Here is a 24170-nt window from a genome sequence, read left to right on the forward strand (position 1 = left end):
TATAAAGACATGAATCATAAAAGTTATTCTTTACTGATCGTTCCCGATGTGATAGATTGTTATTAGAGATTATGAGAAAGATCATTCCCATAACAACTCGAAAATGAATAAATTCTCAATGAGAGGGAGTAATAATAAATGAATATTTCCAAACAAGTTGCTATTGTAAGTGGGGCTAATCGAGGGTTGGGCAAGGAACTTGCTCTTGAACTGCTGGCGAGGGGAACCAAAGTGTATGCTGGCGCGCGAAACCCTGAATCCATTGATCTGCCGGGGGCAATTCCACTGCAACTCGATATTACGGATCCACAATCTGTCATGGCTGCAGCTGAGGTAGCTAGTGATGTAACCCTTCTAATTAATAATGCTGGTTCCGCTACGGGTGCTTCTCTGCTCACAGGTGAGCTGAACGATATTCACTTGGAGTTCAATACACATGTATTCGGTACGCATTCAATGATTCGTGCGTTTGCACCGGTAATAGAGAAGAATGGGGGCGGTTCGATACTGAATATCCTGTCCGCTCTATCCTGGCTCAGCCTTGGTAACTCAGGTGCATATTCAGCTGCAAAATCCGCTCAGTGGGGAATTACGAATGCATTACGTCTGGAATTAGCCCCTAAGAACGTTAGTGTTGCCGGATTGCACGTGGCGTTCATGGATACGGATATGACTGCAGGTATCGACGCACCAAAAACGAACCCAACGGATATTGCCAAAATTGCAATAGATTCCATCGAAGCGGATCTCTACGAGATTATTGCTGATGATACCAGTCGGAATGTACAACAGGGTCTTGCTGGTGGTGTTGCTGCCCTTTACCCGCAATTGTTTCAAAAATAGAGAAGTGTAGATGCATTTTCACGCTATAAATAAAACAACCCCCACCAGTTATGGTGGGGGTTGAGTACGTCATGAATACTCCAATTCTATGCCTTGAGAACCGTGAGAATATAAGGTTTAACCTTTAACTGCACCGGCAGTAAGGCCGCTGACAATATACTTTTGCCCAAATAGATACAGGATGAATACAGGCAGCGAAGTGAGCACAAGATTGGCGAAGATTAGGTTCCAGTCCCGGCTGTATTTGCCGTAGAAATTGTAGATCGATAGTGGCATCGTCCATGTGGAGCTGTCTGTCAGGAAGTACACCGGAATCGTGATGTCATTCCAGACGGACATGAACACCATGATCGCTACCGTTGCGTTAACGGGCAGGATGAGCGGTGTGACGATGCGGAAGAACACCCCGAACACACTTGCTCCTTCCAGAAATGCCACTTCGTCCAGCGCTCGTGGAATGGTTTTGATAAATCCACTATACAAGAATACACTGAAAGCCGTATTTAACGCGGCGTAGATCAGGATGACACTTGTGATGCTGCCGTAGAATCCCAATCCCTGTACAACACGTATGGTCGTAATAATCGACATTGGCGCAATCAGTCCCATGAAGAAATACATGTAGATCGTGCCGGATAGTTTGGTTTCCCGACGTGCCAGAATGAATGCCGCTGCCGAAGAGGCAACGATATTAATGATGGAAGATACGCCAGTAATCAAAATGCTGTTGAAGAACGCTCGCGACAGACCGCCTTCCTGGAAGACACGAACATAGTTCGAGAACTGCCATGTTTCCGGAAAACTCAGGGAGAAGCTAAGCACTTCGGCACTGGTTTTGAATGAACCAAAGATCAGAATGACAAGCGGCAACAGAACGATAAGAGAGGCCAGAATCAGGAAACCTTCCACGATATAGTTGCGGATGGCGAGTTTGCGTGTATAGCCCATGTTATTCCGTAACCTCCTTACGCCGCATGAAGATCAATAGCGGTATAGCAATAATGGTAACGACCACGAACAGAAGTGTGTTGACCGCGGTACCAAGTCCCCAGTTGCCTTCGCCGAAAGATCGCAGAATGATCGTACCTACGACCTGGGAAGCGTTACCCGGGCCACCACCGGTCATGACATATACTTCGGAGAATACTTTGAGTCCACCGATCAATGTCAGCATCAGGTTAATGTTAATCGCGGGCAGCAAGAGTGGTAGTGTGATCTTGAAAAAACTTCTCCACGAACTTGCGCCATCAATCTTGGCTGCCTCGTAATACTCTTGAGAAATGGACTGCAGGCCCGCCAGATAGATGGCCATCTGGAACCCGGCACTCTGCCAGATCGAGACGATGGCAATCGTCCAGATCACAATCGATGGGTTAGTAAGCCAAGCTTGGCTTAACGAATGTAATCCTACGGATTCCAACAAATTGTTGATTGTACCTTCGGTACGCAACATGGGAGTGAACAGAATGCTGATCACAAGGATGCTGAGAATAGAAGGGGAGTAGAAGATCGCGCGTAGCAGGTTCTTTGTTCTTAGTCGCATGTTAAGTCCTACGGCCAGCAATAGGCCGATGACATTTTTGCCAACGACGGTGACAATCGCAAATATTGCCGTGTTTTTCAGCGCCAGAATAAGCGTTTTGTCCGAGAAAATTTTCTCGAAATTATCCCACCCGATGAACTTCAGCTCCAGCCGATCCAGCCGCCAATCCGTGAATGAATAATAGAAAGCGGCGAGAGCAGGCACAACGAAAAAGATGGAGTAGATAATCAGTGCGGGAAATATCATGTAATACGAGTACAGATTTTTAGTCCTTTTCATGTCTCACACTCCGTTATAACTAGGCAGCATAACGGTCGATCCTGTTATGCTGCCTTATATTTCACTCTTTAGAAACCTTCTACACCTTTATCCTGCATCAGCTGACTGAACTTCTCATCCCAGGATTTCAGTACTTCTTCCGGTGACAATCCACCTGCAAATTGATCCTGCAACAATCGGTACAGTTCGCTGCGATCAACCAGCATATAAGCATCCGTTGTCAGCACGGTTTTCTTCGGCGTAATATAGTTGTCTACAATATCCTGCTTGTAAGCTGGCAATTCCGGTGTTGTGACGTCACTGAAATTGGATACATATCCTTTGGAATCGACGATCTGTTGTGCGACATCCTTGGAAGCGATATAGTCTAGGAACTGTTTGGCTTCATCCAGATGTTTGGATTTCTTCGGAATGAACAGTTGTCCGCCCAGTGGACTTGCGCCCAGACTGGCATTATCCAACGATGGAATCGGGAATACGCCCAGTTCCATATTTGGATCTTGCTCGGCAACGCCTTCAATTAACCAATCGCCCATAAACATCATGGCAACTTCCTTGTTCAGGAATTTACCTACGGCCATGTCATAGCTGTCACTAAGCACATCCGTGTTGGTATACCCTTTGGTGTAAATCTCGTATTGTTGCTCCAGGAATGTTTTGAATTCCGGGATATCAGACCATTTTTTCTTGTTGCTGTTCAACTCATCAAAAAAAGTCGGTTCATTTTTAGCTACAAAATCGGCAAAAGCTGCAGCAGGCCAGATGTTGGCAGCCCAGGCATCTTTGTAAGGCATGAATACAGGTGTAATGCCACTTGCTTTGATTTTTTCACAGATCGCCAGGAATTCTTCGTAGTTGGTTGGAAGCGACAACCCGAGTTCTTCAAAGATTTGTTTGTTATAAACGACCCCTTGCATCCCCGTATCTTGGCTGACATGGAAGCTGTAGAGATGGCCACCAGAAGAGAGGACGTCTTTGTTCACAATTCTGCTTGCCCAAGGCTCGTTATCCAGAATCTCGAAGTTACGTTCAAGGTTCAGGTCTGTGACTGCGCTCGCCAGATTGTACTGAATAATATCAGGCGTTTCATCTACAGCCAGTTTGGTTTGCAGTACAGTTGTCGTTTGTTCCGCTGGAATCAGCTGCAAATTAACGCGAATGTTCGTTTGTTTTTCGAATGCATCAAGAATGTCCTGCTGGATGAAGGCAGAGTCCTGAGAACTTTTAGAGATGGCCAGCTCCAATGTAACTTTGCCACTCTTGCTGTCCCCGCCAGCAGCTGTGCCGGAATCCGTACCTCCTGATCCACAAGCCGTTAACGAGACCGATAATAAACTGGCCAGAATAATGGAAATCGCCTTTTTTCTTTTTATTGTTTTCAATGCAAATCCCCCTCTAAAACGTGTAGTGAATCCGTTTACAAGTCCGATTATAGAGTCTTTTCCCTCGCCGGTACATGTCTGTGCTTGAACATTGATGTGTAAAATTCTGAACTTGAAATCGCTATCATTTCATGAAATACCGTGATAGAGTAGACATGAATGTAAGGGATTTCACATCATGTCAGAACAGGAGGGCACCTCTAAGAATGGCAAAGCTCATACATAAGGCAACTCAATTCAGTTTGCAGACGAAGGTGTTTTTGACGTTTCTGGCTCTGCTTTTGTTTGTGCTGGGCTGTTTTATCGTGTATGTGAATGTGATCGTTGTCCGACCGCTCAAACTGAAAACAGAGCAGGATACGCTCGTTACAGCTACGAAGGTAAGAGAGCAAGTTGATCTCTACGTAGAACAACAGAACCAGATGTCACAGCGAATATTATCCAGCAAAAATATATTTGCAGCCATGGACAAGAGCTCCTCAGCGCATAGTAATTATGAAAGGCTGAAACAGATTCGGATCATCAAAGACATTATGTTTCAGGCCATCGGGCCGAGTATGAATATTAAGGACATGTCCATCTACGACAATCACGGGGTTCTCCTGACATCATATTTGGGTTCGGGCAATCCTCCCGCAATCCTGAACACCATGATGGAGAGTAGTCAGGTCGGACGAGATTGGACGGAAAGTGGTTTTGTTCTGCTGCGTCAAGGCGATACGATCTCCTTTGTGCGCACGATCAATGATCAGAACGGCAAGGTGTACGGTTATCTTAGCATCCAGATGGAACAGGCCTATATACAGAACCTAACGGAGGGCATTACCGCTGGCGATGTCTATATTCTGAATGAACAAGGGGAGCAGATGACGGGCTCGGAAGAGGGTGCGACATTTACCAATTGGACAAAGCCTGCATCAGACGAGGGACTGGATGTGGACAAAGACGACAATTATATCACGCATTCCACTTCACCCAGTACAGGCTGGATCACGTATATCATAACGCCCAAAAAATCTGTTCTTGGCTCGATCCATTCGGTTCAGACGATGTCCATTCTGCTGATTACAGCACTGATGCTGGTTTCGTTTGTGTATATCTTCTTGTCGACACGTAACCTGCTGCTGCCTATCCGCAAGCTACGCGGTCAGATCTGGCGCATGAACTACAGCAATATGAATCTGAAAGTGGATGAAACGCCGAAGAATAACGATCTCTTATTGCTGAATGAAGCCTTTCAGGATCTGATGGAGAGGCTGCAGCAATCCATTGACCGGGAAAAATCGGCGCTTCATGAAGAAGTAAAGGCGCGTAATTCGGCGCTGCAAGCCCAGATTGCACCTCATTTTATTCATAATGTTCTATACCTGATCAGTATTGCCTCCCAAGAGGGAAAGACCAAAGTTGTATCGGATATGTGCAAACATCTTTCGGACAGTCTGCGTTATATTGTCTCTTCACCATACGCGCATGTGACTTTGGCTGAGGAGCTTCAACATACGAGACATTATCTGTCCCTTGTACAACAAAAGTACGAAGAGGATCTGGAGTGGGACATCTGTGCTGACGAGCTGGCGAACGCTATCCGGTTGCCGCGGTTGGTCATTCAGCCGTTTGTGGAAAACTGCATTGAACATGCCTTTGCCAACACCACGCCGCCTTGGCGTATCCAGATTACCGTGAAGCAATATAACGGATTATGGGCTTTGGAGATCAAAGATAATGGAGAGGGCTTTCCACCGGATAAGATCCAGGAGATTTTAGCCAATATTCAGGCATCGGGTTCTGGAATGAACCAGACTTCCGTTGGTGGAACAGCCCTTGGTAACATGGGGATTATCAATAGCGTCAATCGACTCAAACTAATGTATAACAACAGGCTCTTCATTAATATATTTAACAATCATGCGGAAGAGCAACATGGAGCAACAATTCAAATCATCGGCTCACTGACAAAGGATTTTTACTAACTAGGAGGCATAGGCAATGTATAACGTTATGATCGTTGAGGATAGCAAACCGATATTACGTAATATTAAAATGCTCCTGGAAACGCTCAACTTCCCGATTCGTGTAGCGGCTACGGCAACGAATGGAGAGGAAGCCTTGGCAGCGTTAAAGCAGGAACCGATTGATCTGCTGTTGACAGATATTCGAATGCCAAAAATGGATGGCCTGTCCCTGATTGAGCAAGCCAAGCTTGCCAACCCGGATCTGAAGGTCATTCTAATTAGTGGGTACAGCGATTTTGAATACACAAGAAAAGCATTGAACCTGCAAGTGTTTGACTATTTGTTAAAACCTGTCGAGCGAGAGGCGCTTGAAGAAGTCATGGGTCGGGTAATTGACCAACTTGATCAACAGATGTCCAAGGAACTGCTGGATTTGCAGGAAATCATTCATCCTCAATGTGAGACTACGCCGAAACAGGGGGAGGAGTTTCCGCCTTTATTCAGCCAGATGTTGATCATTATGAGCAAACAGCCTTTTACCACAGGGCATGAACGATGGGTACAGGTGGATCTTGAGGGTATAGTGCAGGATTTTTTTACATTCCATGCTTGTCGTGTGTACACCAGTCAAACCCCATATCAATTTGTTGCTTTTGTTAACAAGAGTGCACTTGAGGTGTACTCTTCCGTACATGAATGTCTTGAATCGTTGCGACGGCATTTGGTTGCGCATGACATCGATGCGATCATTGGAGGACAACTTCTATTCGCTGAGTCTGGTAATCTGCCGGAGCTCTATCACCGCATGTCGTCCATTTTGTCTGAGCAGCAACGGTTGAAACAAGGATTAGCGCTGGATACCGGGAATCCGGTGTCGATGGCCAGATCAGAGACAGGCTGTCTGGATCCCGTGCAGGAATCTGCTTTTGTACAGATGATACAGGCTCGGCAGAAAGAACGGTTTGCTCTTAAGTTATCTGAATTGCTGAATCGATGGGCAGAGGAAAATGTACATATGACCGAGGTGGAGCGGTTTATTGGATTGATTGTAGACACGTTTGCTCATCTGTACGAGGAACAGGGGTCGGGCATGAGATTGGGTCTGGAGCTTCGGTCAAGACAATTCGCCCATGCACAGTCCTATTCCGATTTTTGTCGGGAACTGACGGAATGGACGGGACAGTGCTTTGATATGCTGCAATCCCACGTTCGAAAAAGTAAAGCGATCCTGTTCGAACAGATTGACGATTACGTAAAACTAAATAAATACTCTCCATTGTCTATCAACGACATTGCCATGAAGTTTCACGTTAGCCCGTCGTATGTCAGCAGAGTGATCAAAAATGCAACGCAAATTACGTTTGTTCAGTATTATACCCAGCTTCGCATTCAGGAAGCCTGCAGACTGATGGAAAGTCAACCGGACATGAAGTTTAAGGAAGTTTCCGATTTGCTGTCGTTTAGCGATCAGCACTATTTCTCGAAGGTGTTCAAAGAGTATACGGGACTAAGTCCTACCGATTATAAACAACAGATGTCTGGTATAAAGACCCAATCATAGTTAACAAACCCTTTTTATTTATGTTATAATACTAAACAAATACGGCTTGTTACTGAATTCATTCAGGCAATACCTATGTATATTTACGCTCAAAGTCTCTTTGGGTGTGCATATATATGGGTTTTTTTGCGTTTACTTGCCGATTGATTCTACCAAAAATGGATAAAGAGAGGAAGATTCACTTTGGAAAAGAAAAAGAAAAAAAGGTCATTTTATAGGAAAGGAGGAGCCAGTTTACGATTAATGAGTACTAGACTCATTGCAGCTTTCCTTGCGGTGCTTATTATTCCCACTGCACTTATCGGTTATTTCTCGTATCATAGTGCCAAAGATCAAGTGCAACAAAAAATGACAGAGCCCATCAATACCATATTAACGATGACAGGACAGCATATTAACAATCTGATAGGGGAAAAAGCAGCATTATTGAGTTATATAGACAGTATGTATGGCTCCACTCCCAGTCAGGCGAACAACGAAACAGTACAAGTAGGAATCGACCAATTAGCTGATACATATCCTGATCTTCTTGCCATCACTGTGGGCAGCGACCAAGGTGGTGTTATATCATCTCCAGCAATAGAAGATGTAACATATGATCCACGCAGCACAACATGGTACACCAATGGTATGAGTAACAATGGATCACTCTTTTTTTCGAGTATTATGACAGATCCGGTATCCGGGAAGATTTATGTAGAAATTTCAAAGGCTCTTTCAAATCAACAAGGTGTAGCAAGTATTAAACTTGATCTGGAGCGATTAGCAAACGAAATATCTTATGTGGATGTAGGAGGTAATGGGAGCCTCATTGTGGTTGACTCCAATCGAACCATCGCAGCTTGGTCTGGTGCCATTGTAAAGGGTGGGGGAGGAGAGCTCGGCGGAGCACTGATCGAGGGAATTCCAGTCCATCCAAATACGGCTTCAAGTTCCGATGAACCGATGGCATTTTCCCAATTTGTTAGAACGGATCTGGCGTATGATCTGGAGGTTTATAACGGTGTTAATGCTTTGACGGGTTGGAATGTCATTGCTCTGATGGGGCATGAAGACTTTATTGCCGCTGCGAAGCCTATTATGGTATCCAGTCTAACCGTCATTGCTATCTCTGTATTGATTGCCGTTGTAATTATTTTCTTCATTCTGCGATCTTTTATCGTACCTATGCAAAAACTGCGAAAGGCCACCCGTAGCGTAAGCGAAGGGAATCTGTCTGAACGGGTGAATCTGAAAACCGAAAACGAATTTGGTATATTGGCAAATGATTTTGATCAAATGACCAGTTCCCTTCAATCGGTGGTTGCTGAACTTCATCAGACATCATCGTTGTTGAGCCACTCTTCCCAAATGATTCAGGAAAGTACAGAACAAACCACCCAATCGGTTCAACATGTGGCTGAAACCATGCAACAGACTGCGGAATCAGCTATCGTTGGGGCGGAGAATTCGGAACAAACCGCGAATGCCGTAGAAGAGATGGCGAGAGGCATCAGTACAATTGCAGAATCTGCGAGTGCGATTGTGGATTCGGCTGAAGAGACGGAGCGCGCTGTTGCTAATGGTGGGAAAACGATAAATCAGGTCGGAGAACAAATGGAACATATTCTCGGAGCTGTTGAAGAAACTTCGGCATTGATTAATGAGCTGTCCAGTCTGTCTGCCGAAGCCAATCGAATGAATGAAGCGATTGCGGATATCTCTCGGCAAACCAACCTACTATCACTGAATGCCTCTATTGAAGCATCAAGAGCAGGAGAACACGGAAAAGGTTTTGCTGTCGTTGCTGGTGAGGTGCGCACGTTATCGATGCAATCCAAACAGAGTGCGGACGACATTGGCGCTACCATTGGCAAAATGCTCGACTTGATTGCCAAATCCACATCTCTTATGAATGATAAAGTTCGCAATCAAGTCGGTGAAGGAATGCGGATTAGCCAAGAAGCTTCTGCAACCATATCGAACATTGAACAATATACAACGCATATCGTGGATCAAATTCAGGATATTTCCGCTGTCTCCGAACAGTTGTCAGCCAGTACGGAAGAAGTTTCGGCTACAGTTGCCGCGATGAGTCATATCTCTAAAGTGTCGGCTGACAGTGCTCAGACAACTTCAGCAGCAGCCCAACAGCAAATGGCGGCAATGCAGGAGATATCGGCATCATCTGCACAGCTCTCCAAAACAGCTGAGAACATGCAAGAATTGGTTCGCCGGTTTAAGCTCTAGTCCAATTAAAGAAATTAAAGCACAAAAACAAGTCGCTATATTAGCGGCTTTTTTGTATTTTAGTTTTCCTGTATTCCGGAAGAAACGGATTCGCAAATCAGATTATAAAGGTAGGAAAATGCAATAATTCAGTGAATTTGTATATGAAGAGATCTGATAAAATGAATGAAAAGATAGGAGGGGGAACCCATGAAAAAGCCGATGATCGGTGTTCTGCCTTTGTACGACACAGACAAAAAAAGTTACTGGATGCTTCCAGAATATATGAACGCGATAGAAGGAGCAGGTGGGATTCCAATTATGCTGCCTTTGACAACGGATACCGAGATCATAGCAACGCTGGCTGATGAGTTCGATGGGTTCCTGTTCACCGGGGGACATGATCTCAATCCTGAGCTGTATCATGAGCATGCAGAGGTTACCTGTGGAGAGTTGTGTATTGAGCGCGATATGATGGAGTCGATGTTATTACAAAAGGTAATTGAGCTTGATAAGCCTGCCTTTGGCATATGCCGTGGACTACAGCTATTTAACGTTATTTTGGGTGGAACGTTGTATCAAGACATTCCGACTAGTCTTCAACTTCATGTGAACAAGTTCGTTAATCATAAGCAAAGTCCGCCGTATACGAATCTTGTACATAATGTACATATTGAGAAAAATAATATCCTATACGATATTTTGCTAACAGATACGATAAAAGTGAACAGTTATCACCATCAGGGAATCAAAATGTTATCGGATAAGTTAACTGCCGTGGCTGTCGCTGAAGATGGACTCATCGAATCCGTGGTCATGCCGAACCGTTCATTTGTTTTGGCTGTGCAATGGCATCCAGAGTACAGCTATAAAGTAGATGACTATAGTCAAAAGTTATTTGCAGCGTTTGTTAATGCTTCTCAATCCGCACGATATAATATCCATATTGAAGACATCACCGCATAAATTTGGAGTAGAAAAAAAGACCTCCTGTTTATAAAAACAGATTTATAAACAGGAGGTCTTTGTATTGGTGAATGTAGTCGTAATAGTAATCGTGATATTACCATTGTTGTGGAATGATTATTTTAACCCAGACTTCGTGTTGGTATGCTCTTCAGCATTCAGGGAAGCAATCAGCTTCTCACCTTCAACATCCAGGTTTGGCAGAATGCGATCCAGCCATTTTGGAAGTGCCCAAGCTTTGTCTCCGAAAATAGCCATGATGGCAGGGACCAAGCCCATTCGGATAATGAAAGCATCAATCAGAATGCCTACCGCCAAGGTGAAACCAATCTGCTTGATCATGACATCGTCAGTGAATATAAATCCTGCAAATACAGAGACCATAATCACTGCTGCGGCAACAACCACGCGACTTACCTGATTGTACCCATGAACGACGGATTCGGTCCCGCGATGACCATGCACATAGGATTCCCGCATGGAGCTAACCAGGAAGACTTGATAGTCCATCGCGAGGCCATACAGGATACCTGTCACGATGATCGGCATAAAGCTCAGCAGCGGGCCGCCGGTATCGAAACCAAAGAGCGAATGCAGCCAGCCCCATTGGAATACAGCAGTTGTGATCCCGAATGTAGCCAGGATACTAAGCAGGAAACCGATGGTGGCTTTAATTGGAACGATAATCGAACGGAATACGAGTAACAGGATGATCAGCGAGAGCAGGATGATGATGCCTACATAAATAGGGAACACCTCCGCCAGTTTGGCTGACATATCGATGTTAACAGCTGTGAGTCCAGTAACTCCGAGTTTCACATCATAGGTCTGTGCGATGCTGGAATCAGCCGCGCGTAGATCAGTGACCAGTGTTTTAGTGAGATTATCGTTAGGACCCGTTTTTGGAATGAGACTGAAAATAGCTAAATCTTCTGTCATACCAAGCGGTGTGACTTGTGCAACGTTATTCTGACCTTGGAGTTCCATCACCAGACCACCCATGAGTTCCGGTGTAACTTTTGAGGAAGACTGATTAGGCTCTGCGACCAGAATAAGTGGTCCGTTAAACCCTTCCCCGAAGCCTTCGGAGATGGCATCATAGCTTTGTCTTGCTGTTGTATCCAGATTCGCTGAGGAAGCGCCAGGGATACCCATTTCCATTTTGGTAATCGGCGTCGCGGCAAAACCAAGAATGACGATGATGGCGATAATGGTAGCCCAACGATTTTTGATAACGAATTTCACCCATCTGTCCGCGACTCCGCGGCTAGTGGCTTTAGGATGTTTCGCGCTTTTCTCACGAGCTTTGGCGGAACAGATGCGTTCTCCTACCAATCCGAGTAAAGCAGGCAACAGGGTTAAAGCAACAAATACGTTGATGAGTACGGTGGCAGCTGCGACCAAAGCCATCGTAGACAAGAATGTGAGACCGATGACAAGCATACCGCACAGTGCAATAATGACGGTTAATCCGGCAAAAAATACCGCGCTGCCCGATGTACCAATGGCTCTGGCAGTGGCTTCTTTTGCGCTCAAGCCTTGATCAATGATCATTCGACGCTGGCGATTAACAATGAAGAGAGCATAATCGATTCCAACAGCCAATCCAACCATGAGAGCCAGGACGGAAGTAACACTAGGCATTTCGATGAATTTGGAGATGGAGAACGCACCACCAACTCCAATGGCAACTCCGAGGAGTGCGGTGATCAGAGGCAGACCTGCTGCAACAACGGAGCCAAGGGTGATCAGCAATACAATGACAGCAATCACCAATCCGACAATCTCAGCCGAGCCAACCCCAATCGATACCGTTTTGAGCGTTTCGCCCGGCAAGACCGTAATGTTGGTTCCTTGCTCTACTGCCATAACAGATTGAATAACGGAATCAAATACATCCTGTGTTATGGCAGACTGCTCGATTGTAAATTGGAACTGGAACAGTGCAATACTACCGTCCGAAGAGATCAGCATACCAGGTACAGGAACACCATCGACCATCAAAGGTCCATAGGGAGGAGGCGTGGTTGTTGCGGATTGTCCCGTATCGGTAGCCTGAGCATTCTGAGCCATTTCCGCCGAAGCACCCGAATTACCCGCTTCAGCTGCATAGTCCGCAGGATTAATGACTTTGTCTAATCCGTAAACTTCGTTAACACCTTTCATCATGGCAGCCAAACGTTCAGGCGTATCCAAACGCTCGTTGTCGGGTGCCTTGAAGACAACACTTCCTTGACCGCCGGAGGCGGCTGGCAGTTCTTTTGCCAATTGATCCAGTACCTTCTGTGACTCTGTGCCTTCAATCTTCATTTCAGAACTGATGTGAATACCATTGATGCTGATCATGGAGATGACAATTCCCAGAATTAAAACCCAGCCAATGATGAAGGTTGCAGGTTTGCTAAAAGCGGTTTTCCCCACTCTGTATAATAATGTAGACATGTCTCTAATTTACACTCCTCTATGATGAATGTGGATGGTTGGCATGTTCGAATCCTGCCCGCAAATGATTAAATGTGGTTTCCAAAAATTGATCAAAGGTGATAGCACCGGGCTTGGTATCTTCAGTCATGATTTGTCCGGGCAGCAACACATTGAGTCTTCCATCAATTAATGGCAGTATCGTTCCATATAGTGCGTTAATCAGAAGATAAGTATAGATATCGTCATACTTCCCGTTGGATAAGTCTAATAAGGTATCTTGTGCCTGTGTCTGCATCCGGTGCATGGCTCCAAGATAATGCGGTTCTAACACGGGATAAGTCTGGGATAGTGAGAGCAGCTGATGAAGTCTTCCAATTAGTTCTGTTGTAAGTTGCATCTTGATCAGGTTATACAGTACGTCAAGCAAGGAGACGTTGTCGGGCAGTTCGGTAAGTAACTCTTCGAGTTCCGTTGTATTCTGAACGGATATCGCACCTCTTGCTACGGCTTCCTCTTTACATGTGAAGTAGTTTGCAAATGTTCTACGTGAACAACCCACCTGATGCACGATATCTTCGACCGTAAAGCCATCAAGCCCATGTTCAAGGGTAAGTTCAAATGCAGCACCAGCAAGTGCTTTTTCAGTGGCTTCTTTCTTCAAATGTCGCAAGTTTCGTTTAATCATTATTCTCCGCTTATGCGTTCACCTCCAACACCAATGACTATGGTTTAATTCTCTTTAAGAAGAGCACACTTACTGAACATGCACTTTGTGAGGTTTATCATAACAAACAAGTTGCTCATTGTGCAAATTTACTCATTGTGCAATTATTTTATATGGCGGCTATACTACGAATCAATGCTTCAACTCCTGAGGAATGAATGTTAAAATCAATAGAAAAACTTGGGGCGATAACGAGATATGAGTAGTCGTAAACAAAGTTTATTGGAAACAGCACTTGCACTATTTTTAGAGCATAGCTATGCAAATACAACAATCCAGATGATCCTGGATCAATCGGGTGTATCCAAAGGCACATTCTACAAATTTTTCAGTTCCAAAGAAGACTGTTTATATTCGATTATTGATCAGCGTATGCAAGAGGATGTTTTCATTCGCAAAGAGCTTGAACAAAATCACTATACATCGGATTATGACCTGCTCGTAGATCAGATTGCGATTCCTATGTCTGTACCTAATAAAGAGCGAGTATGGGAATTATATTGGACGGGTTTTTATTCCGGGGAGATCAACTCAGCCAAACTGGCCACAGTTCACCTGAAATGGCTGTCCGCACGCTTGATTCAGGTGTACGGGAACGACATTAGCTTATATGCCAACGAAGGGGCAATATTGTGTTACGGCATGTTACATCAGATTGCCAACACATCAAGAAGTCTAAATACGCAAAAACCGGTATGGAGCGAAGTGGTTCCAAAAGTACTAACGTACATTGAAGTGATCCTAAGAACAATGCACCAGAGAAATGAACATATTTTCGACTTTCAGTCTCTCTATTTCCTGAATGCCGATGAGCGTAACCATGATATGGGTCTGGACATCGATAATGTATTGATCGAATTTGATGAGTTCAACAACCGTGTTCAAAAATCCAAGGAATCTGCATCATTAAAGCAACTTTCGAAGGGGCTTTTAGCGCTACTACAGGATCAAGAGGATTTAAATATTCCTGTAATCGAAGTGGTGCTTCAGGCGTTTCACAAAGAGTACAAATCCAGTGCATTTCAATCTGAAGCCAATAGAATGACCGAAGCCTGTTGGTGGTACTTGGAACTGGTGAAGCAACGGAATTAATATGGGGGTTGGCTCAAAGCCAACCTCTTTTTTTGCTTTTTTATGCCCCTATTTTTTATTAATATACTATTAGTATAATAATAAAATGTTGTTATAACAGTTGTTTCATGTTGTTTAAACTATGATATTTGAAATTAAATATACGAGTAGTATATAATCGAAATGAACATATATTTCCATAGATTTGAATAACTTCACTTCGAAAGGAAGATTTATATGAATAACTCGAATAACCAGACATCAGAAAAAGTAGAATTTAATTTGTTTAGCGAAGAAAATAGTAAGGATCCATTTGCCATGTTTGCACAGATGCGTTCCAAAGGCTCCGTTGTTCCTATTCCTAATCCGATGGGTGGAGCAGGGCAAACCTGGATTGTAACTCGGATGGACGTTGCTATGGAAGTGTTGAAAGATCACTCTCGATTTACGGTAGATATGAACTCTATTGATAGTGGCAATGATATTCGAAAGAATCTATCAGGCGAGCTTGGTTCATCGGAACCCCAGACTTTTTTTACCGGAAAATCGATGCTCTTTGTTGATGAACCGGATCACCGTAGACTGCGTAGCCTGGTTTCCAAAGCGTTCACTCCAAGATATATGGAAAGCCTGCGTCCACGCGTTCAGGAAATTGCGGATGAGTTGATTGACCAATTTGAAGGCAAAGGAGAGATGGATCTTGTAAAAGACTATGCCTATCCTTTCCCAATCAACGTTATTTCCGAGATGTTGGGTATACCTCAGGAAGACCGACCTCAGATCCATGTATGGTCTGAAGCCATTGCCAAAGGTCTTGGTTTTGGTAAACAGGACCCTGCCGTAGCGCAGCACTTGCGATCATTCGCAGAGTACACCTCACAGCTTGTGGCGAACAAACGATTAGAACCTTCAGATGACCTCATCAGTCAATTGATTGCGATTGAGGAGGAGGGTGATCGACTGAATGAAGATGAATTAATATCCATGATCACGTTATTGATATTTGCTGGACATGAGACAACTTCCAATCTGATTGCAACCGGCTCTTATCTTCTTCTGACCCATCCCGAACAACTGGAACAACTGAAACAAGATCTGAATCTGGTTCCTTCTGCGGTGGAGGAGTTGCTACGATATAACGGACCCGCCACTTCTTCAGGTCCTCGTTATGCAACACAGGACACGGAGTTGGATGGACAATTGATTCAAAAGGGAGATGTTGTGATTCCCCTTCTGAAATCAGCGAATCGGGACGAGCATCAGTTCACTGACCCCGAAGATTTGGATATCGAACGCAAAATAAAACGGCATTTGGCCTTTGGACACGGCATCCATATGTGTCTTGGCGCTCCCCTTGCTCGTGTAGAAGGGGACGTGGCGTTTACCACGCTTTTACGTCGGCTACCGGATATTCAACTCAGTATTCCTCAGGAAGAGATTCAGTGGCATTCTGCTTTGTCATCACAGGGATTGGCAGCATTGCCTGTGAAATTTTAATAGATAAACTTAGTACGACCCATTGGAGTATGACGAATTTTCGTCATACTCTTTATTTGTATAGATGATAGAATGGAATGAACAAGAAACATGTTACTGGATTGAACACTGCTTAATGTAAAAGATAAAGTGGGATACATAATTTTTGTGGTGGAGGTAAACCTTATGAATAAAGATGAACAATTCATGCATAAAGCCATTGAGATTGCTCTGCAAGCTCGCAAAGAAGGAAACGAACCATTCGGCCCATAATCAATTAGCTGAAATTGCTGGTGGCAACATCATGATCTCGTGTGAAGAAGTATTTGACAAAAGTCCTCAAAAGCCTGAAGTAACAAGGGAATTACTTAACACAGAAGGGTTAAAAGTATTCGAAGGATATCAATTTCAATCCTAGTCGTTATCCGGACAAAAAATTATTTTTTGATAATTGCTTGATTTTTTTTTCAACGTCTGATAGTGTAAGACCTGTGATTTTGGGAAGTTAATTTATCAATATGAATTAGAGCTTTCCAGCAGATAATTTTGACCACTTCACCAGGAAGTTAAGGCCATACGGACAGCCGGGTCAAACGCCGATTGGCAACTTACGTTGCTTTATTGATTGAGTTCAAAGCTCAAATTTTATAAGTTGGTTACTTTACAACCAGTGCAATTGCACATCAACTTGTGAAACGGTCAATAAGAGTGGTAAAGGCGAATTATTTGCTATATAGACTCTGATCCAATATTGATATACATGAAGGAGCTTTCCGCCAAAGGAGTTCTTGTGAACTTTTTTGGTCATGGAGACTTCACGTCTTTTTTATGATGTATATCGATAAGCAAGTGTGATGATGCGCGATTGCGAGCATTTTTCACCTTGCTTTTTTTGTTGTCTTGTTGTCATCGTATTAAACCAATTAAAAAAAATACATATTGGGATAGGAGAATGTAAAATGGGAAAAGCACTAATCATCGGCGCCGGCGGCGTTGCTTCCGTGGCAGTACACAAATGCGTTCAAAACAGCGAAGTTTTTGAGGAAATCTGCATCGCGAGTCGTACAAAATCAAAATGTGATGAACTCAAAGCCAAGCTGGACGGCGGAAAAACAAAAATTACAACAGCACAAGTTGATGCTGACAATGTTGACGAACTGATCGCTCTGATCAACGAAGTTAAACCGGATATCGTTATGAATCTTGCATTGCCGTATCAAGATCTGACAATCATGGATGCTTGTCTTGCAACTAAAACAAATTACATGGACACAGCGAACTATGAGCCACATGATACAGCGAAGTTTGAATACAGCTGGCAATGGGATTACAAAGAGCGTTTTGAACAAGCGGGCATCACTGCATTGCTCGGTAGTGGATTTGACCCAGGTGTGACTGGCGTATTCTCCGCTTATGCCCTGAAGCACTACTTTGACGAAATTGAGTACATCGACATTTTGGACTGCAATGGCGGCGACCACGGCTATCCGTTCGCAACCAACTTCAACCCTGAGATCAACATTCGCGAAGTATCTGCGAACGGAAGATACTGGGAGAATGGTGAATGGATCGAAACAAAACCGATGGAAATCAAACGTGTCTACGACTTCAAAGAAGTTGGCGAGAAAGACATGTACCTGCTGTACCATGAGGAATTGGAATCTTTGGCAAAAAACATGCCAGGTTTGAAACGTATCCGTTTCTTCATGACATTTGGTCAAAGCTACCTGACTCACTTGAAAGCTCTTGAAAATGTAGGCATGACTTCAATCGAGCCTATTGAATATGAAGGTAAACAAATTATTCCACTGCAATTCCTGAAAGCAGTACTGCCTGATCCAGCATCCCTTGGACCACGTACTGTAGGTAAAACAAACATCGGTTGTATTTTCAAAGGTAAAAAAGATGGTCAAGACAAAACATATTATGTTTACAATATCTGTGATCACCAAGAGTGTTACAAAGAAGTGGGTTCCCAAGCGATCTCGTACACAACAGGCGTTCCAGCTATGATCGGCGCAGCAATGGTTATGACAGGCAAATGGAACAAACCAGGCGTATACAATGTAGAAGAGTTCAACCCGGATCCATTCATGGAAGAGTTGAACAAATGGGGCCTCCCATGGGTAGAAGACTTCAACCCGGTACTCGTTGATGAGCTGCCAGAAGAAGTTAAAGAATCGGAGCTTGTTCGCTAAAATGCGGTTCGAGCAATTACCGACACCATGTTTTGTTGTTGACGAGGCGCTTATCGAGAAAAACCTGAAAATCCTGAACGGTGTTATGCAGCGTACAGGTGCCAAAATCGTGCTGGCTCAAAAAGCATTCTCCATGACTGCGATGTATCCGCTGATTGGAGAATACCTGAGCGGTGCAACGGCGAGCGGTTTGTATGAAGCGCGTCTGGGCCATGAGGAAATGGGCAAAGAGAATCATGTCTTTGCTCCGGCATACCGCGCAGAAGAGATCGACGAGATTATCTCCATCTGCGATCATATTATTTTCAATTCATTTTCACAGCTTGCAAAATTCAAGGATAAGGCGCTTCAGGCTGGCCGTAAGGTCGGCTTGCGCGTCAACCCTGAATGCTCTACCCAAGAAGGACATGAGATCTACGATCCGTGTTCTCCGGGTTCGCGTTTTGGCGCGAAACTGGAGGATTTCGATGCAGAGATGTTGGAAGGTGTCTCCGGACTGCACTTCCACACACTGTGTCAGCAAAACTCCGACGATCTGGAGACTACGCTGAATGCAGTTGTCGAGAAGTTCGGAAAATGGTTGCCGCAAATGGAATGGATCAACTTCGGTGGTGGACACCATATCACACGTGAAGATTATGATATTCCAAGACTGGAAGCATGCATCAAGCGTATGCAGAACGACTATGGTCTGGAAGTATATCTGGAGCCGGGAGAAGCTGTTGCGCTGAATGCGGGTTATCTGGTGACTTCTGTGCTGGACTTCCATAAGAACGGTATGGACATTGCCATTCTGGATACTTCAGCTACATGCCATATGCCGGATGTGCTGGAAATGCCATATCGCCCGCCGCTGATCGGTTCGGGAGAAGTGGGCGAGAAGGCTCATCTGTATCGCCTAGGTGGACAAACCTGTCTATCCGGTGACGTGATTGGGGATTATTCATTCGATCAGCCTTTGCAAGAAGGCGACCGTCTGGTATTCGAGGACATGGCGATTTACTCCATGGTGAAAACCAATACGTTTAATGGCATGCCGCTTCCAGCGATTGCAGTCAAAAGAAAAGACGGCGATTGCGAAGTTGTTCGCGAATTCGGATATCAGGATTTCAAAATGAGGCTGGCATAATTACTTCATTATATAGTAAGTATTAATATAGAATTGAAAATAAATACAAAAAAGGGAACCTGGAGACAGGTTCCCTTTTTAACGTTAACTGAAGTTTAACGATTAGATTTAATGATGTTTATTAGCTGAGTTAGATGATGTCTAACCGTATTCCTGTGATTCGGTTTCGAGTTCAGTTTCGAATTCAGTTTCGACTTTTCAGTTTTCGGGTTAATTTTGTGGTTTCGAGGCTGCTCGTGCAGCGTACGGAAAAATTGGTTCTCTTAGTTCAAAATCATACGTCAACCCATCCACAATGCCGACTACACTTTCACTGTCGTACAACTCCAGCAAAAATCCAGCCATTTGTTCCGCCGTATGGAATTTGGGAACTCTGCCTTCATATTCAAACTCGTCTACATTAAAGGAATGTTTCGCAAATTCTGTCTCGGTTGCAGCCGGTGCGAGAACTTTGGCTTGCATCGCTGCGTTCTTACCTTTTAACTCTTGCGCAAGTCCTTCCGTAAAGGCACTTACATAGAACTTGGTTGCGCAGTAGGTTACTGCATCGGCTACAATCGTATATCCACCACCAGAGGAGATATTAATGATCTGTGTGCCATCAACATCTGCATAATCACGTACATACAGGGTAGAAAGAATCGTAAGAGCTTCTATATTTAGATGAAGCATTTGTTCAATCTTGGGCAGATGTTGTTCGCCCACGGAAGCAAAATTTCCGAATCCGGCGTTGTTAATCCACGTCTCAATGGAGTAAGCCTGAAGACTCTCATAGAATTCATGCACATTAGCGGCAATGGACAAATCCACTGTACGAATGACAACATCCAGAGCAGGATTGATTTCAGCTACTTTTGCTTTTAACTTCTCCAATTCATCGGTTCTGCGTGCTGCCAGGATTATATTTTTGCCACGAGCTGCAAAAGCTAAAGCCGCTTCATATCCAATGCCTGAACTGGCACCGGTAATCACTGTATATTTCATGGGAATTCCTCCTGGATCTGATTTCATTTTTTATTGTGATGTGACCACGAGTTGATTATACTGATTAGAGCTTACTCTAAGTCAAGCGGGAAAATGGAGGGGAGGTTAACCATGCATACCATTGGTGAAGTGGCAGAATTACTCCATATCAGTGCACATACGTTGCGTTATTATGAGAAGGAACAGATTGTAACTCCTCTCCGAGATGCCAGTGGAGACAGGCGATACAACGAGTCACACCTGAAGTGGCTGCAATTTGTGATCAAATTAAAAGAGACTCAAATGCCCATTGCTATTATTAAGAAGTATGCGTCCTTGTTTCAGGAAGGGGAGCATACGGCGGCGGATCGTTTGAAGCTGCTGGAGGAGCATAAAGAGTCGATTCAAAAACAGATGCACATACTTAACACAGCAGATGAGATGCTTGAGCATAAAATTTCGTCGTATCGGGCGCTCATCGGACAATGAACTAACACACACAAATGACGATCTATTGCCAAAACAGTGATTTTTATTATAGACTGTTTTTTATCGGTTGTTCATCAAGGGGGAAATGCAATGCATCAAAATAGAAAACAAAAGTCAAACAAGTTAAAGATTCTCTCCAAAGTATTATTGATTATCATTGGGGGATTTATAACGGCATATGGCCTCGAAGCCATATTGATCCCGAATAATGTCTCAGATGGTGGTGTCACAGGTCTGAGTATCGTAGGATCACAGCTGTTCGGATTACCACTGGGGATGCTCATCGGGATTATTAACATTCCATTTGTGTGGCTCGGGTACAAGCAAATCGGAAAAAGCTTTGCGTTATATTCGATTATCGGTATTGCTTCACTGGCAATCAGCACGAGTCTGATGCACCATGTACCAACTATCATTGAAGGTGATACCTTGCTTGTTACGGTTGTCGGCGGGATTATTATCGGTTTTGGTATGGGACTTGCATTACGTAATGGTGGCGCATTGGATGGCATAGATATGCTGGCTGTACTCCTTTCGCGAAAAGTACCTTTTGGAACCAGTGATCTCATTCTGTTCCTCAACATGTTTGTATTTATTGTCGTTTCTACCGTGTTCGGTCTGCAAGGTGCGATCTTGTCAGGACTTGCGTATTTTATTGCTTCTAAAGTAATACATATTGTTGAAGAGGGCTTGAGCGGCTCCAAAACGTTTAAAATTATTACGAATCAACCTGAGATTATGGTTGAAACCATTCGGGACCGCTTAGGCCGTGGAGCAACGTATACTGAGGCTTACGGTGGCTACTCTAATGAACAATTCAAGGAAATCACTTGTGTCATTAACAGGATGGAAGAGAGTAAAATTAAAGATATCATTCACGAAATTGACCCAACTGCTTTTGTAGTCGTATACGATGTAGCTGAAGTAAGAGGCGGAAATTTCAAAAAGAAAGATATTCACTAACATACAAAAACGCGCTGACAGGAGGAATACTCTTGCCAGCGCGTTTTTGTTTAACTTGTTAAATAGTAATACTTTGTACTTCATGCATAAGCCCAGCTCACTTATGGAAAACTTCTGTAGTGCGAGTTAAATTGCATGACTTCAAGTATGTATGGGAGGTTAGCATAGTGACAAAGCAGGACCCGCAAGAGCTGTTGAAGCAAAAACACGAGCTGGATGAGCAAAAGAGACAGTTTACTAATTTTTCCCGAAATATTTCAGGCCATGGCGAGGTTGAAGCTGGTCAAGAGTTCAGTGTTGACCGGGTACCAGATGATCAAAACCGTATGAAATCGGTTGAGAACAGACGCGGCGAAGTCTAAAACGTTACAACATAAGCCGATCCTTTCATGGATCGGTTTATTCGTGTGGAGCAGTGTGATGCACAAAGAATATGTATTGTAATTGCACATAGGAGAGTATATAGGTGGTGGTCAATCGTTGTAAAAGGTCGTATATTATTAATATGTCGATTGTGGGATTGAATATGGACCACATCGCAATATGATAAACGATTTTACATAGAAGGACGGGAAAAAATGGATTTTAAACCGCTTGCTTCATTTATTGACCGCATGACATCCTGGCGTATACCGTGGGCAGAGGTGCTGGTTATGCATCGAAATGATACCGTTTTCCATTATCGTAATGGATACGCCAATCTGGAAGACAAAACACCTATCGGTGATGGAGCGATCTTCAATCTATACTCCATGACCAAAATCATGACCTGCGTGGCAGGATTGCAACTGGTAGAGAGAGGTGAAATGCTGTTAAGTGATCCACTGTCCGATTATCTGCCAGAGTATGCTGATATGACCGTGAAGAAAACGATGGCGAACGGAGAGATTCGGCTGGAAAAGGCGACAAGAGCCATTACAGTGCGCGATTTGTTCACCATGACCGCCGGGTTCTCCTATGACGTGGGTAGTCCAAGCATACAGGAAGCTGTCAAAAGAACCGACGGAACATTGCCGACACGTGACTTCGCGAGAGCGCTTGCAAAAGAACCGTTGCTGTTCGAACCAGGAACACACTGGAATTACAGCATGTGCCATGATGTGCTGGGAGCCTTGATTGAAGTGGTCAGTGGTAAAAGCTTTGGTACGTATCTCCGGGACGAAATCACCGGACCACTGGGTATGAGTGATACAGCGTTTAATCTGAACGATGAGCAGCAGAAGCGCCTGATTCCGCAGTATGCTTATAATGATGAGCTTGAAAAGGCTGTACGTATGGATGGTAATGGATTCCGTGTGGGTACCGAGCTGGAGAGCGGCGGTGCTGGGTTATTGTCAACCGTTAGTGATTATGCACGTTTTCTGAACGCACTTACTGGGCGTGGTACGAGTCCCGAAGGCGTCCGCATTTTGTCACAAGCTTCAGTGGAACTGATGCGAACGGATCACCTGAACGAGATGACTCGGGGTGATTATTCCTGGGATCATATGTATGGATACGGCTATGGATTGGGTGTTCGCACACATATCTCCAAAGCAGGAAGCGGCTCACTGAGTCCAATTGGCGAATTTGGATGGAGCGGCGCTGCTGGTTGTATGGCTATTATTGATCCGGATTCAGAGCTTACAGTTATGTATGCCCAGCATTTGCTGAATAGCCAGGAGCCATACGTTCAACGACGCTTACGAAATGTCGTGTACTCCTGCCTGTAAATCATATCGTATTCGAAGTTACTTGAAGAGCCGCTGATCAGCGGCTTTTTTATGTTATATGGAAGGAAAACTATTGATTCAGATTGTTATATATTTCTTTATTAGATAGGGTATGTTATCATTCTTAGGAAAATAGTACTAGTAGGAGGATATGCCTATTGAACATGAACCTATATTAATTACATAGTTTGATCAAGATTACACGCTAGCAATTACTTGTTTGAATGTTGAGATTGTGCACGGTTTAAAATTAGAAAAACGCTACTAGATTTTTATTTTTTTTACTC

At 44.1% G+C, this 24170-nt stretch carries 19 protein-coding genes; 13 read left to right on the forward strand and 6 right to left on the reverse strand.

What is annotated here, in order from left to right; genetic code table 11:
• Positions 1-138 precede the first annotated feature (138 nt).
• Positions 139-843, forward strand: a complete 705-nt coding sequence (locus BS614_RS18345; RefSeq protein ID WP_074095026.1) for an SDR family oxidoreductase — start codon at positions 139-141, stop codon at positions 841-843.
• 117 nt (positions 844-960) lie between these two features.
• On the opposite strand, the gene BS614_RS18350 is transcribed toward BS614_RS18345, so the two are convergent.
• From BS614_RS18350 to BS614_RS18360, 3 genes are all read right to left on the reverse strand, one after another.
• Positions 961-1791 (reverse strand): carbohydrate ABC transporter permease, encoded by an 831-nt coding sequence (locus BS614_RS18350; protein ID WP_017688542.1) that lies wholly within the window; start codon positions 1789-1791, stop codon positions 961-963.
• A gap of 1 nt (position 1792) precedes the next feature.
• A complete protein-coding gene (locus tag BS614_RS18355; protein WP_062834362.1) occupies positions 1793-2665 on the reverse strand; it encodes a carbohydrate ABC transporter permease in 873 nt (290 codons plus the stop codon).
• Between the two features lie 68 nt (positions 2666-2733).
• Complete coding sequence (locus BS614_RS18360) at positions 2734-4047, reverse strand: ABC transporter substrate-binding protein (RefSeq protein WP_074095027.1); 1314 nt, start codon at positions 4045-4047, stop codon at positions 2734-2736.
• A 206-nt stretch (positions 4048-4253) separates the two neighbouring features.
• On the opposite strand from BS614_RS18360, the gene BS614_RS18365 reads away from it, so the two are divergent.
• The 4 genes from BS614_RS18365 to BS614_RS18380 all read left to right on the forward strand — a co-directional run bounded on the left by BS614_RS18365 (position 4254) and on the right by BS614_RS18380 (position 10734).
• A complete protein-coding gene (locus tag BS614_RS18365) occupies positions 4254-6017 on the forward strand; it encodes a sensor histidine kinase (RefSeq protein WP_074095028.1) in 1764 nt (587 codons plus the stop codon).
• 16 nt (positions 6018-6033) lie between these two features.
• Positions 6034-7560 (forward strand): response regulator transcription factor, encoded by a 1527-nt coding sequence (locus tag BS614_RS18370; protein ID WP_074095029.1) that lies wholly within the window; start codon positions 6034-6036, stop codon positions 7558-7560.
• A 243-nt stretch (positions 7561-7803) separates the two neighbouring features.
• Positions 7804-9789: a methyl-accepting chemotaxis protein gene (locus BS614_RS18375; protein WP_074095030.1), complete on the forward strand. Its 1986-nt coding sequence runs from the start codon at positions 7804-7806 to the stop codon at positions 9787-9789.
• 189 nt (positions 9790-9978) lie between these two features.
• Positions 9979-10734, forward strand: a complete 756-nt coding sequence (locus BS614_RS18380; RefSeq protein WP_074095031.1) for a gamma-glutamyl-gamma-aminobutyrate hydrolase family protein — start codon at positions 9979-9981, stop codon at positions 10732-10734.
• A 117-nt stretch (positions 10735-10851) separates the two neighbouring features.
• On the opposite strand, the gene BS614_RS18385 is transcribed toward BS614_RS18380, so the two are convergent.
• Positions 10852-13176, reverse strand: a complete 2325-nt coding sequence (locus tag BS614_RS18385; protein WP_074095032.1) for an MMPL family transporter — start codon at positions 13174-13176, stop codon at positions 10852-10854.
• Between the two features lie 19 nt (positions 13177-13195).
• Positions 13196-13843: a TetR/AcrR family transcriptional regulator gene (locus BS614_RS18390; RefSeq protein WP_074095033.1), complete on the reverse strand. Its 648-nt coding sequence runs from the start codon at positions 13841-13843 to the stop codon at positions 13196-13198.
• 237 nt (positions 13844-14080) lie between these two features.
• Here BS614_RS18390 and BS614_RS18395 point away from each other — a divergent pair, with 237 nt between their 5' ends.
• The 4 genes from BS614_RS18395 (at position 14081) to nspC (ending at position 19756) form a co-directional block, all read left to right on the forward strand.
• Complete coding sequence (locus tag BS614_RS18395) at positions 14081-14974, forward strand: TetR/AcrR family transcriptional regulator (protein ID WP_074095034.1); 894 nt, start codon at positions 14081-14083, stop codon at positions 14972-14974.
• A gap of 216 nt (positions 14975-15190) precedes the next feature.
• Positions 15191-16450: a cytochrome P450 family protein gene (locus tag BS614_RS18400; RefSeq protein WP_074095035.1), complete on the forward strand. Its 1260-nt coding sequence runs from the start codon at positions 15191-15193 to the stop codon at positions 16448-16450.
• A 938-nt stretch (positions 16451-17388) separates the two neighbouring features.
• Positions 17389-18627 (forward strand): saccharopine dehydrogenase family protein, encoded by a 1239-nt coding sequence (locus BS614_RS18405; protein WP_017688530.1) that lies wholly within the window; start codon positions 17389-17391, stop codon positions 18625-18627.
• A 1-nt stretch (position 18628) separates the two neighbouring features.
• Complete coding sequence (gene nspC / locus BS614_RS18410) at positions 18629-19756, forward strand: carboxynorspermidine decarboxylase (protein WP_074095036.1); 1128 nt, start codon at positions 18629-18631, stop codon at positions 19754-19756.
• 210 nt (positions 19757-19966) lie between these two features.
• On the opposite strand, the gene BS614_RS18415 is transcribed toward nspC, so the two are convergent.
• A complete protein-coding gene (locus BS614_RS18415) occupies positions 19967-20740 on the reverse strand; it encodes an SDR family NAD(P)-dependent oxidoreductase (protein ID WP_074095037.1) in 774 nt (257 codons plus the stop codon).
• Between the two features lie 111 nt (positions 20741-20851).
• On the opposite strand from BS614_RS18415, the gene BS614_RS18420 reads away from it, so the two are divergent.
• The 4 genes from BS614_RS18420 (at position 20852) to BS614_RS18435 (ending at position 23883) form a co-directional block, all read left to right on the forward strand.
• Entirely contained in the window at positions 20852-21208 is a 357-nt protein-coding gene (locus tag BS614_RS18420) for a MerR family transcriptional regulator (protein WP_017688527.1), read from the forward strand.
• A 90-nt stretch (positions 21209-21298) separates the two neighbouring features.
• Positions 21299-22171, forward strand: coding sequence for a YitT family protein (locus BS614_RS18425; RefSeq protein WP_036670902.1), 873 nt, complete (start codon positions 21299-21301; stop codon positions 22169-22171).
• Positions 22172-22338: 167 nt separating this feature from the next.
• The gene (locus tag BS614_RS18430) at positions 22339-22533 is read left to right on the forward strand and encodes a hypothetical protein (protein WP_017688524.1); all 195 of its coding nucleotides are present in this window, start codon (positions 22339-22341) and stop codon (positions 22531-22533) included.
• Between the two features lie 216 nt (positions 22534-22749).
• Positions 22750-23883, forward strand: a complete 1134-nt coding sequence (locus BS614_RS18435) for a serine hydrolase domain-containing protein (protein WP_074095038.1) — start codon at positions 22750-22752, stop codon at positions 23881-23883.
• Positions 23884-24170 lie beyond the last annotated feature (287 nt).

The organism is Paenibacillus xylanexedens (assembly GCF_001908275.1).
GTDB lineage: Bacteria > Bacillota > Bacilli > Paenibacillales > Paenibacillaceae > Paenibacillus > Paenibacillus xylanexedens_A.